The 13978-nt window shown below is 66.2% G+C and carries 13 protein-coding genes; all 13 read left to right on the forward strand.

Going from position 1 to position 13978, the window contains the following annotated elements; genetic code table 11:
* The first annotated feature begins 217 nt into the window (after nt 1-217).
* The gene (locus tag VA602_RS05185; protein WP_323452670.1) at nt 218-1243 is read left to right on the forward strand and encodes a PDDEXK nuclease domain-containing protein; all 1026 of its coding nucleotides are present in this window, start codon (nt 218-220) and stop codon (nt 1241-1243) included.
* A 243-nt stretch (nt 1244-1486) separates the two neighbouring features.
* The gene (locus tag VA602_RS05190; RefSeq protein WP_197893274.1) at nt 1487-2836 is read left to right on the forward strand and encodes an NAD(P)/FAD-dependent oxidoreductase; all 1350 of its coding nucleotides are present in this window, start codon (nt 1487-1489) and stop codon (nt 2834-2836) included.
* 12 nt (nt 2837-2848) lie between these two features.
* Nucleotides 2849-4279: a gamma-aminobutyraldehyde dehydrogenase gene (locus VA602_RS05195; RefSeq protein WP_407682492.1), complete on the forward strand. Its 1431-nt coding sequence runs from the start codon at nt 2849-2851 to the stop codon at nt 4277-4279.
* Between the two features lie 114 nt (nt 4280-4393).
* Entirely contained in the window at nt 4394-5422 is a 1029-nt protein-coding gene (locus VA602_RS05200) for an ABC transporter substrate-binding protein (protein ID WP_063546200.1), read from the forward strand.
* A 50-nt stretch (nt 5423-5472) separates the two neighbouring features.
* On the forward strand, nt 5473-6504 hold the full coding sequence (locus VA602_RS05205) for an ABC transporter substrate-binding protein (protein ID WP_323452671.1): 1032 nt from the start codon (nt 5473-5475) through the stop codon (nt 6502-6504).
* A 69-nt stretch (nt 6505-6573) separates the two neighbouring features.
* Complete coding sequence (locus VA602_RS05210; RefSeq protein ID WP_063546196.1) at nt 6574-7656, forward strand: ABC transporter ATP-binding protein; 1083 nt, start codon at nt 6574-6576, stop codon at nt 7654-7656.
* The gene (locus VA602_RS05215; RefSeq protein WP_054894307.1) at nt 7653-8537 is read left to right on the forward strand and encodes an ABC transporter permease; all 885 of its coding nucleotides are present in this window, start codon (nt 7653-7655) and stop codon (nt 8535-8537) included. Before VA602_RS05210 ends, VA602_RS05215 begins: the two co-directional genes overlap by 4 nt.
* Nucleotides 8538-8541: 4 nt before the next feature.
* Nucleotides 8542-9363: an ABC transporter permease gene (locus VA602_RS05220; RefSeq protein ID WP_054894290.1), complete on the forward strand. Its 822-nt coding sequence runs from the start codon at nt 8542-8544 to the stop codon at nt 9361-9363.
* A complete protein-coding gene (locus VA602_RS05225; protein WP_323452672.1) occupies nt 9360-10823 on the forward strand; it encodes a 2Fe-2S iron-sulfur cluster-binding protein in 1464 nt (487 codons plus the stop codon). Before VA602_RS05220 ends, VA602_RS05225 begins: the two co-directional genes overlap by 4 nt.
* Nucleotides 10820-11989 carry an NAD(P)/FAD-dependent oxidoreductase gene (locus VA602_RS05230; RefSeq protein WP_323452673.1) on the forward strand — a complete coding sequence of 390 codons (1170 nt, stop codon included), beginning with the start codon at nt 10820-10822 and terminating at the stop codon, nt 11987-11989. Before VA602_RS05225 ends, VA602_RS05230 begins: the two co-directional genes overlap by 4 nt.
* An 89-nt stretch (nt 11990-12078) precedes the next feature.
* Nucleotides 12079-12870, forward strand: a complete 792-nt coding sequence (locus VA602_RS05235) for an IclR family transcriptional regulator (RefSeq protein ID WP_054894293.1) — start codon at nt 12079-12081, stop codon at nt 12868-12870.
* An 89-nt stretch (nt 12871-12959) separates the two neighbouring features.
* Nucleotides 12960-13319 (forward strand): RidA family protein, encoded by a 360-nt coding sequence (locus VA602_RS05240; protein ID WP_065861869.1) that lies wholly within the window; start codon nt 12960-12962, stop codon nt 13317-13319.
* A gap of 4 nt (nt 13320-13323) precedes the next feature.
* Nucleotides 13324-13978 (forward strand): aldehyde dehydrogenase family protein (locus VA602_RS05245; protein ID WP_323452674.1); only part of this gene is annotated, 655 nt, incomplete at its 3' end.

The following is a 13978-nucleotide window of genomic DNA, read 5'->3' on the forward strand; positions in this document are numbered from 1 at the left end:
ATCTCGTTCCTCGGCATCGTCACCACGCGCGGGCATGACCGCAAGGTAGCGGTGCGCTCGATGGGCTAGGCAGGGCGCGTGTAACAGTTTATGACGAGGGGCGCTTTTACCAGGCGCCCCTCTGTCGTTTACCACAGCGACCTCGGAGCGGTCCGACATCTTTAGGATGCACCCCTGGATAGGCTTCCTGGCTTCGAATCATGCCAGGAGCCCTTCGATGAAAGACCCACAGCAACATGACGACGCAACCACCGCCACTCCCGCCAGGGAGGAGCGCTTCGATGAGGTCGTGACCCTCATCCACTCGGCACGACAACGTTGCATGCAAGCCGTGAATACGCAGCTCATCGAGCTGTATTGGCAGGTCGGTGCCTACATCAGTCGCAAGATCGAGAATGCCGAATGGGGCGACGCCGTGGTCAGCCAACTGGCCGCCCACCTAGCGCGCACGCAGCCAGGGTTGCGTGGGTTCACACGACCGAACCTGTTCCGCATGCGCCAGTTCTTCGAGGCCTATCGTCACGACGAAGTTGTCTCACCGCTGGTGAGACAACTGCCGTGGACCCACAACATGATCATTCTCGGGCAGAGCCGACGCGTGGAGGAGCGAGAGTTCTATCTACGGATGGCCATCAAGGAGGGATGGTCCAAGCGCGAACTGGAGCGCCAGATGAAGGCCGCCCTGTTCGAGCGCAGCGTTGCCGACCCGCTCAAGGCATCAGCCTCTCTTGCCCAGGCCCACCCGCAAGCCCTCTCGGTGTTCCGTGATGCCTACCTGCTGGACTTCCTCGACCTGCCCCATGGGCATGTCGAAGCCGATCTGCACAAGGGCTTGCTGCAGCGTTTGAAGGACTTTCTCGTGGAGCTTGGTCGCGACTTCTGCTTCGTCGGCTCGGAGTATCCACTGCAGGTCGGTGGGCGTGACTTTGCCGTGGATCTGGTGCTGTTCCATCGCGGGCTCAACTGCCTGGTCGCGGTGGAGCTGAAGGTCGGGCGCTTCGAGCCCGAGTACATGGGCAAGTTGGATTTCTATCTCGAGGCGCTGGATCGCAACGAGCGCAAGGCGCATGAAAACCCCGCCATCGGCGTACTGCTGTGCGCCAGCAAGCATGACGAGGTGGTCGAGTATGCGCTCAACCGCAGCCTGTCACCGGCCCTCGTCGCCGAGTACCAGACCTGCCTGCCGGACAAGGCGCTGCTGCAGGCCAAGCTGCAAGAGTTCTACGCCCTCGACGCCCGCTGACCCTCCCCCGAAACCGACCCTGTCTAAACCCCAGCCCAACCGTTGTAGGAGCGGGCTTGCCCGCGAACACGAGCGTAGCCCGTGCCAGGCAGCGCGATGTCTTTTTCGCGGGCAGCCCGCTCCTGCAAGTGCGGCGGAGCTATCACCATTCGTCAAATAATCAATTGACGAATATCAAAATCACTATTAGCTTAACCATTAAATCGAACAATAAATATCGCACAGCGATACGTGAGGCTTGAATTGTACGATCCATTGGTTGATGCGAACCCAGGCCGGGCCCAGCCCCATGCACCGTCCTACTGGGCCGATACCGCGGGTTCGCCGGTCGCCGACGATGGCCCGGTGCGTGGCAACGAGGACGTCGAAGTGGCGATCATCGGTGCCGGCTACACCGGCCTCAGTTGCGCGCTGCACCTGGCCCGCGAGCACGGGGTGCGAGCGGTGGTGCTGGAGGCGAACCAGACCGCCTGGGGTTGCAGCGGACGCAATGGCAGCTTCGCGCGCATTTCCGGTGGCCGCGTACCGCTGGCTGCACTGATCGAGCGCTACGGCGCCGACACCGCGCGCCAGTACTTCAACGAGATGCGCCAGGCGCTGGACACCACCCGCGGCCTGATCCGCGACGGCAACATCGACTGCGACGCGCAGCCGGATGGCGTGTACAAGGTCGCCAGCAAGGCCATTCACGTCGAGTCGCTCAAGCGCGAAATGGGCCTGTACAACGACCTGCTCGACTACCCGGCCCGCTTCGTCGAAGCCGCCGACCTGCAGGCGGTACACGCGGGTGCCGAGTCGTTCGGTGCACTGCACATGCCCGACGGTTTCAGCATGCATCCGCTGAAACTGGCCTGGGGCGTACAGCGCATGGCCCGCGAGGCTGGCGCGCGAGTGCACACCGGCTCGCCGGTGACCGCCTGGACCAGCAGCGCGCAGGGCCATCGCCTGGTCACGCCAGGCGGAGTGATCACCGCGCGCAAGGTGGTGGTTGCCACCAACGGCTACACCTCGCGGCAACTGCACCCGGCACTGACCGGGCGGATCCTGCCGGTGCATTCTCAGATCATCGTCACCCGGCCGATGAGCGCCGCAGAGAAGCAGGCCAGCCTGCCGGGTGCCGACTGCATGTTCGACACCCGCAACCTGCTGTTCTATTACCGCCGCCTGCCGGACGATCGCATTCTCTTCGGCGGTCGCAGCGCGGTGAATGGCCGCGACGCGGAAAACCCGCTGCACCGCGAACGCCTGCTGGCTGCGCTGTGTCGCAAGTTCCCCGCGCTGCAGGGCATCGACGTGGATTACAACTGGGGCGGCTGGGTCGCGGTGACCAACAACTCGCTGCCGCACTGCTACCCGATCCAGGGCGTGGCCAATGCCTACACCGGCGGCGGCTATGCCGGCAGTGGCGTGTCATTCTCGCTGCAGACCGGCAAACGCCTGGCGCAGATGGCCTGCGGTGAAGCCCGGCCCACACCGGTGCCGTTCCTGCACCAGGCGCCCAAGCCGTTCCCGTTCCAATCCTTCCTGCGTGTCGGCCAGCGCATGGCCTACGCCTGGTATCGCTTCAAGGACGCCGAGCGCGCGTCCGTCTAACTGGAGAGCGTCATGATCTATAGCGAGTACCTTATCGACGGTGAGCTGGTGCGCGGGCAGGGCGACGAGTCGCCGATCCTGGCGCCAGCCGACGAGCGTGTGCTGCATGTGCTGGCCGATGCCTCGCCGGCCCAGTTGGATGCCGCCGTCGATGCCGCCGAGCGTGCCTTCACCGGTTGGGCGCGCACGCCACCGCGCCAGCGCGGCTACCTGCTGCTCAAGCTGGCCGAGCGCATCGAAGCCGACGCCCAGGCGCTCGGCACCCTGGAAAGCCAGAACTGCGGCAAGCCGCTGCAAAAGGCGATTGGCCACGAAGTGCCGGCGGTCGCCGATGTGTTCCGCTTCTTCGCCGGGGCTGCGCGTTGCCTGCCGGGCAGCGCCGCCGGTGAATACGTCGCCGGCAGCACCAGCATGATCCGTCGCGACCCGCTCGGCGTGGTCGGGCTGATCGCGCCGTGGAACTACCCGCTGCTGATGGCCGCCTGGAAGCTGGCCCCGGCCCTGGCCGCCGGCAACACCGTGGTTTTCAAACCGTCCGAGCTGACGCCACTGAGCGCCCTGTACCTGGCGCGGCTGTGTGCCGAGATCTTCCCGCGCGGCGTGGTCAACATTCTCTCCGGGCGCGGTGCCACCCTCGGCGCGCAGCTCAGCGCCCATCCCAAGGTGCGCATGGTCTCGGTCACTGGCGACATCGCCACGGGGCAGGCCGTGGTCCGCGCCGCTGCCGGCAACCTCAAGCGCACCCACCTGGAGCTGGGCGGCAAGGCGCCGGTGCTGGTGTTCGCCGATGCCGACATCCCGGCTGCAGTGCGCATGATGCGTACCGGGGGTTACTACAACGCCGGGCAGGACTGCACCGCAGCCTGCCGCGTGTATGTCGCTGAGTCGGTGCGCGAGCAATTCCTCGAACAACTGGCTGCCGAGGTCTCGACCCTGCACACCGGGCACCCGGAAGATCCGGCCAGCGACTTCGGCCCGCTGATCAGCCGTCGCCAGCAAGAGCGCGTGCAGGGCTTCGTCGAGCGTGCTACGGCGCTGGCGCACAGCGAAGTGCTGGTCGGCGGCAAGGTTGTCGATGGCCCGGGTTTCTTCTTCCAGCCGACCGTCATCGCCGGTGTGCGCCAGGACGACGAGATCGTGCAGAAGGAAGTGTTCGGGCCGGTGGTGTCGGTCACGGCGTTCGACGATGAAGAGCAGGTGCTCACCTGGGCCAACGAAAGCGAATACGGCCTGTCGGCCTCGGTATGGACGCGCGATGTGAAGAAGGCCATGCGCACCGCCAGCCAGCTGCAGTACGGTTGTGTCTGGGTCAACCAGCACATGACACTGGCCACCGAGATGCCCCATGGCGGGCTGCGCCAGTCGGGCTACGGCAAGGACCTGAGCCTGTACGGTCTGGAGGATTACACCAGCGTGCGGCACATCATGATCGACATCGGCTGAGGCCGGGCAACTACACAAGAACACAAGAACACAACAACAAGCAGGGATGACTGCAGGACTGGATGTCCAGACGTTTCGCCAACTGTCTAACTACAACAAATGCAGGGGTTGAACATGAAACGATTCGAATGGCGTGCAGGCACCGTGGCGGTATTGCTGGGGCTGTGCACCTGGCAGGCCCACGCGGCCGAAAGCGTGACCTTCGCCGGCTGGGGTGGCGCCTTGCAGGACGCCGAACGCAAGGCCTACCTGGAGCCCGCGGCGAAGAACCTGGGCATCGCCGTCAAGGAAGACAACATGGACGGCCTGGCGGCGGTACGCGCCCAGGTGATGTCCGGCAAGCCCAAGTGGGATGTGGTTGAACTGGCCTCCAACGACTGCATGGTGGCCGAGAAGGAAGGCCTGACCGAGCCGCTGGACTTCTCGGTCATCAAGACCGAGGGCGTCGATCCCAGGTTCTACGGCAAGAACTGGATCGCCAGCCACGCCTATTCGACGGTCCTGGCCTGGAGCACCGAAGGCGGTGCCGCCAAGGCCCAGACCTGGAAAGATTTCTTCGATCCGTCCGTGAAGGGGCCGCGCGCCCTGTACCGCAACCCGTTCACCACGCTCGAAGTGGCGCTGCTGGCCGACGGCGTGGCGCCCAAGGATCTTTACCCGCTGGACGTCGAGCGCGCCTTCAAGGTGCTCGAGCGGATCAAGCCGCAGGTGGTCAACTGGTGGAGCAGCGGCACCGACTCAGCGCAGCTGCTGCGCAGCCATGAGGTGGATTTCCTGGCTATCTGGGCCTCGCGTGTCGAAGACCTGAAGAAGGCCGGCCAGCCGGTGGACTACACCTACGACAAGGCGCTGCTCGACTATGACTGCGTAGTAGTGCCCAAGGGCGCGCCGAACAAGGCCCAGGCCATGAAGCTGATCGCGCAGATCATGTCGCCGCAAAGCCAGGCCATGCTTGCCACGCTGATCCCCAATCCGCCGGTCAACAGCAAAGCCTTCGACACCGGCATCATCCCGGCGGAGCTGGCCAGCAAGCTGCCCACGGCACCTGCCAACGTCGACAAGGTGGCCTTCTTCGACCCGGCCTGGTGGCAAGGTCGCCAGGCCGAACTCCAGCAACGTTTCGACCTGTTCATCCAGAACTGATCGACCTTTCCGCGCCCGCTGCGAACGGGCGCGCACCTGGAGAAAAGCACATGCACAAACACATGATCAAAGGCGCTGCGTTCAGCCTGCTGGCCAGCGCACTGTTCGCTGCCACCGCACATGCCGACGGCGGTATCACCTTCGCCGGCTGGGGTGGCGCCCTGCAGGACGCCGAGCGCAAGGCGTACCTGGAACCTGCCGCCAAGGCGCTGAACATTGCCATCCGCGAAGACAACATGAACGGCCTGGCCGCCGTACGCGCCCAGGTGATGTCGGGCAAGCCGAAGTGGGACCTGGTCGAGCTGGGCATCACCGACTGCGTGCAGGCCGAGAAAGAAGGGTTGTCCGAACCGCTGGACAAAAGCCTGATCGACACCCGCGACATCGACCCGGCCGTGGTCGGCAACAACTGGATCGCCAGCCATGCCTACGCCTCGGTGGTGGCCTGGGCCAAAGACACCGGCAAGCCGGTGGCCCAGACCTGGCAGGCGTTCTTCGACCCCAACGTCAAAGGCGCACGGGCCATGTACACCAAGCCCTGGCAAACGTTGGAGGCCGCGCTGATCGGCGATGGCGTGGCCCCGGCGCAGCTGTATCCCCTGGACATCGACCGCGCGTTCAAGGCCCTGGAGCGGATCAAGCCGCAGGTCGTCAACTGGTGGAGCGCCGGTGCCGATTCGGCGCAATTGCTGCGCAGCCGCGAGGTGGACTTCCTGGCGATCTGGAACGGGCGCGTGGCCGAGGTGGCCAAGTCCGACGATGCGGTCGACTACAGTTTCGATGGCGCCATCCTCAGCTACGACTGCCTGATCGTGCCGCGCGGTGCGCAGAACAAGGACCTGGCCATGCGCGTGATCAACCAGATCATGCAGCCGACCAGCCAGGCGACGCTGGCGACCTTGATCCCCTACGCGCCGGTCAACAGCCGCGCCTACGAGGTCGGCCTGATCAGCGCCGAGCAGGCCAGCCGTCTGCCGACCTCGCCGCAGAACATTGCCAAGGTGGCGAAGATCGACCCGCATTGGTGGGTGCAGAACCAGCAGGCGGTGCAGCAGCGTTTCGAGTTGTTCATCGCCCACTAGGACGAGGCGGGCCGTGCTGGCCCGCGTCATAACCCGTGTTCCGTGCCGCTTGCGGCCCCGAGTCTGACCATGTCTGAAGATACGAAGCTCTCGACCTCCATCGACATCGAGCATGTCACCAAGACCTACGGCAGTTTTGCCGCGCTCGATGACGTCTCCCTGAACATTCGCAGCGGCGAGTTCCTGTCGCTGCTGGGCTCGTCCGGTTCGGGCAAGACCACCTTGCTGATGGCCCTGGCCGGCTTCGTGCGCCCGGACGCCGGCAGCATCCGCTTCGGCGGGCGGGAAATGGTGTTCGAGCCGCCGCACAAGCGCGACCTGGGCATGATGTTCCAGAACTACGCACTGTTCCCGCACATGAACGTGTTCCAGAACGTCGCCTACCCGCTGAAGTTGCGCGGCTACAGCCGTGACGAGATTCGCAAGCGGGTCGGCGAGGCGCTGGAAATGGTCGAGCTGGACAAGCTGGTCGGGCGGCGCATCGACGAGATGTCCGGTGGCCAGCGCCAGCGTATCGCCCTGGCCCGGGCGATCGTCTTCGAGCCGAAGATCCTGCTGATGGACGAGCCGCTGTCGGCGCTGGACAAACGCCTGCGCGAAACCATGCAGCTGGAGATCCGCCGTCTGCACGAGCGCCTGGGCATGACCGTGGTGTATGTCACCCATGACCAGCGCGAGGCACTGACCATGTCCGACCGCATCGCGGTGATGAGCCAGGGCCGGATCCAGCAGATCGACACCCCCGAGAGCCTCTATGAACGCCCGGCCAACCGCTTCATCGCCGAGTTCGTCGGCGAGTCGTCGTTCCTGCCGGTGGCCATGCGCGAGGGCAGGGCGTGGTTCCGTGACCAGCCGTTGCAGGCGGTGTTCAGCGAAGGCTGCCTGAATAACCCGAGCATCCTCCTGCGCCCCGAGAAACTGCGCTTCGTCGATGACGGCCAGCAGGGCCTGAACCTGTTCCGTGGGCAGGTCCACGACGTCATCTACCAGGGCGAAAGCCAGTTGCTGCAAGTGGACCTGGGCGAGGGCACGCAGGTGTCGATCCGCCGCCCCTCGCGCAGCTCCTCCGGTGACCGCCTGCCAACGCGGGGCGATCGCGTGGTGCTCGGCCTGCACCCGCAGGACAGCCTGATCGTGGGGGACTCGGCATGACTGCGCTCAACCTGCAAGGCGCGCTGCATGGCCAGGCCCTGCAACGTGCGGGCAAGCGCCACGGCTGGTTCCTGCTCTCGCCGATGCTGCCGGCGCTGCTGCTGGTGCTGGTGACCTTCGTGCTGCCGATCGGCTGGCTGTTCGGCCTGTCACTGTTCGATGCCGACGGCAACCTCAGCGCCGAAAACTACACGCGCCTGCTGCAACCGATCTACGTGCTGGCGTTCACCCAGACCTTCAAGATCGCCCTGATCGTCACCGTGGTCTGCGTGTTGCTCGGCTATCCCTACGCCTACTTCATGGTCCACGCACCGCGCCGCCTGGCGGGCCTGGCGATGGCGCTGCTGCTGATCTCGCTGTGGACCTCGCTGCTGGTGCGCACCTACGCCTGGCTGGTGCTGCTGCAGCGGCGCGGCCTGGTCAACGACGTGTTGACCTCGCTGGGCATCGTCGACGCGCCGCTGGCGCTGGTGCACAACCTCACCGGCACGGTGATCGGCATGACCCACATCATGCTGCCGTACATGGTGCTGCCGCTGTATGCGGCGATGAAGAGCATCAACCCGCTGTACCTGCAGGCCGCCTCGACCTTCGGCGCATCGCCGGTGCGAGCGTTTCGCGATGTGTTCCTGCCGCTGTCGCTGCCGGGCCTGGCTGCGGGCGCGACCTTGGTGTTCGTGCTCAGCCTGGGCTTCTACGTGACCCCGGCGCTGCTCGGTGGCGGCAAGGTGCAGATGCTGTCGATGCGCATCGAGAGCGATGTGTCGATGTACGCCAACTGGGGCGCTGCCTCGTCGCTGGGCGTGGTGCTGCTGGTGGCCACCCTGCTGATCCTGTTCATCGTCAAGAAGATCGCCGGCCTGGGCCGGCGCAGCGAGTGAAGCCATGAACCGACCCCTGAACCACTGGCTGGGCCTGGCCGCCCGCCGCGCCTGGCTGTACTTGCTGGTGCTGGCGATCATGGTGTTCCTGCTGACGCCAACCCTGATCGTGCTGCCGATGTCGCTGTCGGATGCGCGCTACCTGAGCTTTCCGCCCAAGTCGCTGAGCTTGCAGCCGTTCTTCAGCTATTTCGCCTCGATCGAGTGGCAGAGCGCAACGCGCATCTCGCTGATCACCGCGACCCTGACCATGATCCTGGCCACCACCCTGGGCACCGCGGCGGCCTACGCCCTGCACAACAGCCAGCAACGCTACCTGGGTGTGCTGCGCGGGTTGATGATGGCGCCGATGATCGTACCGTCGATCTTCATCGCTATCGGCCTGTTCTTCGTCTATGCGCGGCTCGACCTGAACAACAGCATTCCGGGGCTGGTGCTGGCGCACACGTTGTTGGCACTGCCCTACGTGATCATCAACGTCGGCGCCGGGCTCAAGAGCTACGACATGACCCAGGAACACGCCGCCTGCATTCTTGGCGCCAGCCGCCTGCGTGCATTCTTTGACGTGACCCTGCCGCAGATCCGCTTCTCGGTGGTGTCTGCGGCCATGCTGGCGTTCGCCGTGTCGCTGGATGAGGCGGTGATCTCGCTGTTCATCAGCGGCGGCGACAGCGCCACCCTGACCAAGCGCATGTTCAGCTCGCTGCGTTCGGAGATCGATCCGTTGATCGCCGTGGTCGCCACCTTGATGACGCTGTTGTCGATCATCATGCTGGCGGTGAGCCTCACTGCGCAGCGTCGCGCCCAGCGCCGGAGCGAGTCATGAGCCTGCGCCTGCCAGGCGCCAGTGGCGCGCCGCTGAACTTCAGCTGGAACGGCCGCCGCCTGCAGGCCCTGGCTGGCGACAGCGTCGCCCAGGCACTGCTGGCCAACGGCATTCGCGGCCTGGCCTGGACGCGCAAGGCGCACCGGCCCATGGGCCTCTCGGGGCTCTACACCACGGGCGTGCTGGCGCGTGTCGATGGTGTACCCAACGTACGCCTGGACCAGTGCCTGGTGCGCGAAGGCATGCAGGTCAGTCGGCAGAACAGCTGGCCGAGCCCACGCTTCGATCTGCTGCGCCTGGCGCGGCTGGTGCCGTCCGGCTGGATCAAGGGCGGTTTCGAACAGAGCAACCTGGTGCCCAGTGGCGGCCGACTGTTCCAGCACTGGGAGGCGTTGCTGGCGTTCCTGGCCGGGGTGGCCGAGCCCGCCGACCAAGGCTTCGCCGGCCCACCTCCGCCAGGCCAGCGGCTGCAAGCCGAGGTGTTGGTGATCGGTGCCGGGCCTGCTGGCTGCGCAGCGGCCAACCGGGCTGTGCAGGAGGGGCGCGAGGTGCTGCTGGTGTCCCGTGGCGAGTCGCCCGCGCGCTATGCCCGGCAAGCCGGTGCTGCGCTGCCGACGCTCGATCCGCGGGTGCGCTGCCTGTTCGGGGTGGAGGTGTTCGGTGCCTACCGTGAAGGTCGCCTGCTGCTCGGCGCACCGATCGATTCTGCACGCGGCGCCGTGGCGCTGGAGGCCGGCGAGGTGGTCCTGGCCACCGGGCGCAGGGTGGTGCCGACCTTGGTCGCCGGTGCCTGGCTGCCCGGCGTGATGGATGCGCGCACGGCCCTGGCACTGGCCAGCGACCGCCGCATTGCGCCGGGCAAATCGGTAGTCGTGCTTGGCGACGGGCAACAGCAGGCCTTGGCCAACCGCCTGCGCCAGTTGGGGGTGCAGGTGGTGGCCGTGGCCCAGGTCAGTGAGCTGCAGCGGGTCGTGGGGCACAACCGGGTCAGGGCTGTACAACTCGAGCGCCTGCAGCCCTGCGATGCGCTGGTGCTGGCCGGCCCCGGGCTGTTCGACGACAGCCTGAGCTTCCAGGCCTCGGCCAGTGGGCGGCTGCAACTGGTCGGTGCGCGTTCTTCGCTACGCCGCGCAGGCAGCGCCGCCGAACCGGACCCGGCGCTGGCCCCCGCGCAGGATGCTGCCGTGTTGCTGTGTCCGTGCTTCGACGTATCCGGGCGCGAGGTCGATGAATTGCTGGAACAAGGCATCGACGACCTGGAGGTGATCAAGCGCCTGACCTCCTGCGGCATGGGCCCGTGCCAGGGCCAACCGTGCTGGGACTCGCTGCGAGCCTACGTCGCCGGACGCCTCGGCGTGCCCGTGCTGCAACTGGCCCGACCGACCCTGCGCCCGCCGCGCCGGGCCCTGACCGTGGCCCAGGCCGCCGGTCTTTGCGACGTCGTGGAGCCTCTGCAATGAACCTGAATGCCCCGCTGCCCAAGCGCTGCAGCATCCTCATCGTCGGTGCCGGCATCCAAGGCCTGTCGCTCGCGTTCAACCTGGCCGAGCGCGGTGTGCGCGACATCCTCGTGCTGGATGCCGGCTACTGGCAGGGCGGTGCGTCGGGGCGCAACGGCACCCTGATCCGTGGTGCCTTCAGTTCGGTGGAGTGGACGCGCTTCTTTGCCTACTCCAACCAGCTCTGGCATGGCCTGTCGCGGCGCCTGGGCGAGAACGTCATGTATTCGATGCGCGGCTACAGCATGATCGGCGAGCGCACGGCCACCGCCGAACTGCTGCACCGTACCCGCGAAGTGCACCGCGAATGCGGCATCGATTCGCAGCTGCTCGACCCGGCACAGTTGCGCAGGGTGCTGCCGGCCCTGGCCCACGAACGGGTCAGCGCCGCCCTGCACCTGCCGGGCAGCGGCGTGGCACCGCACCATGCGGCGATGCATGCCTACCACAAGGCCTGCGAGCGCCTGGGCGTGACCCTGCGCTATCGCACGCCGGTCGCGGCCATCGACCGCAGCGCGGGCCGCGTCAGCGGCGTGCGGGTAGGGGAGCAACGCATCGATGCCGACGTCGTGGTGCTGGCCGGTGGCGCCAACAGCAATGCCCTGGCGCAGATGGCCGGCGTGCCACTGGAGGGTTATCCGATGCGCCTCGAAGCCATGGCCCTGGAGCCGACCCGCCCGCTGATCGGCCCGGCCGTGGCCCTGCTCGACCGGCTCTGCTACATGCACCAGACCGCCCGTGGCGAGGTGGTGGGCGGCGCCGAGGTCGCCGAGCGCCCGCAGGACACCCTCAATGCCGACGTCCCGGTGATGGCGGCGACCGCCAAGGCCTACATGGAGATGTTCCCGCAACTGGGCCAGGCGCGTATCCTTCGCCAGTGGGCCGGGCTGGTCCACATTTCGCCCGATTTCGGGCCATTACTGGGGGCGCATCCCGCCTTGCCGGGGCTGTTCGTCAGTGCCGGCTGGTGCTACGGCCATGCCGGGGCGCCGGCGGCCGGCGAGCTGCTGGCCAGGGCCATCGTCGAAGGGACGGTGGACGAACGCATGAAACCCTTCGCTGTCGAGCGCTTCGTACAAGGGCGTCCGGTGGTCGAGCCGGGCATCGTGCTGAGTCATTTCGAATGAACAACCGTGAATGGGAGCATCCTTTCGCGGCGGCCGAGCCGGCCGTCCGGGTTGCCTCCCTCAGAGCTGTCAAAAAAGGATCGAACGCCATGAGCGCCGCTGAAGAATCGCCCCTGTTCGTCACCGCCCTGTCCAAGGGGCTGGCGGTCGTCACTGCGTTTCGCAGTGGCCGGCCGAGCATGAACCTGGTCGAGCTGGCCGAAGCCACGGGTCTGAACAAAAGCACGGTGCAGCGCTCGGTGTACACCCTCGAAACCCTCGGCTATCTGGCCAAGGATGCCGTGACCAAGCGCTATCGCCTGACCCCGCGCTCGCTCGACCTGGGCTCGGGCTACCTGCAGACCAGCGAGCTGGTCGAGCGCGCCAACCCCTACCTGCACGAGCTCAACCGCGACACCGGCGAGAGCTGCAACCTGCTCGAGCCCTGCGGCATGGACATGCTCTATGTGGCGCGCTTCCCCAGCCACAAGCAGATCCCGATCCACGTGCCACTGGGCCGTCACCTGCCGATGTACTGCACCGCCGCGGGCCGTGCCTACCTGGCGGCGCTGCCGGAGCGCGAAAGCGAGGCCATCCTCGATGCCTCGCAGCTGATCGCACACACCTCCAGCACCGTGACCGACCGCGAGCGCCTGCGCGAGATCATCGCCAATGCGCGCAAGGACGGCCATGCCTTCGCCAGCGAGCAGTACTACGTCGGTGACATCAGCGTGGCGGCGGCGGTGGTCAATGCCGATGGCTACCCGCTGGGCGCGGTCAACGTCGCCGTGCCGCTGGGGCGCTGGAGCCTGGAGGAAGCCAGGAAGGACCTGGCGCCGAAGGTGATCAACACCGCGCGTTCGATTGCCAGTGCCGTGCGCAGCCTGCGCCCTTTGACCTGAAAAACCCTGTGAAGCCCTGTGGGAGCGGTGAATCCGCTCCTGCACGGCACCGTTTTGCCCAAAAACCAGCCCAACCCCAGGAGCCAACCATGTCCATCCAACGTTTCCAGCCCAACAATAACCGCCTCAGCCACGCCCTCGTGCACAACGGCATCGTCTATGTCACCGGCCAAGTCCCGGCCGACCGTAGCCAGGACGTGCGTGGCCAGACCGCCCAGGTGCTGGCGCGCATCGACGAGCTGCTGGCCGAGGCCGGTTCCGACAAGTCGCACATTCTCTTCGCCCAGGTGTGGCTCAAGCATGCGGTTCAGGACTTCGCCGAAATGAACGCCGCCTGGGACGCCTGGGTGCCGAAGGATGCACTGCCGGCCCGCGCTACCGTCGAGGCCAACCTTGCCGCCGAGAACATCCTCGTTGAAATCGCCGTTCAGGCCGCAGTCAAGGAGTAAGGTCATGGCGACGATCAAGCATCTGATCCACGGCGAGTCGGTCGCCAGCGGCGGGCGCACTGCCGAGGTGTTCAACCCCGCCACCGGCCAGGTCATCCATCAACTCGAACTGGCCAACCGTGCCACCGTGCAGGCGGCCATCGATTCGGCCAAGGCCGCGTTCCCGGCCTGGCGTAACACGCCACCGGCCAAGCGCGCCCAGGTGATGTTCCGCTTCAAACAGCTGCTGGAGCAGAACGAGGCGCGCATCGCGCAGATGATCAGCGAAGAGCACGGCAAGACCCTCGAGGATGCCGCCGGCGAGTTGAAGCGCGGTATCGAGAACGTCGAGTTCGCCTGTGCTGCGCCCGAGATTCTCAAGGGTGAATACAGCCGCAACGTCGGCCCGAACATCGACGCCTGGTCCGACTTCCAGCCGCTGGGCGTGGTGGCCGGTATCACGCCGTTCAACTTCCCGGCGATGGTGCCGTTGTGGATGTATCCGCTGGCCATCGTCTGCGGCAACGCCTTCATCCTCAAACCCTCGGAGCGCGATCCGAGCTCGACCCTGTACATCGCCCAATTGCTGCATGAGGCTGGCCTGCCCAAGGGCATCCTCAATGTGGTGCACGGCGACAAGGAAGCGGTGGATGCGCTGATCGAGGCTCCGGAAGTCAAGG

Source organism: Pseudomonas machongensis, from assembly GCF_034961125.1.
Taxonomy (GTDB): domain Bacteria; phylum Pseudomonadota; class Gammaproteobacteria; order Pseudomonadales; family Pseudomonadaceae; genus Aquipseudomonas; species Aquipseudomonas machongensis.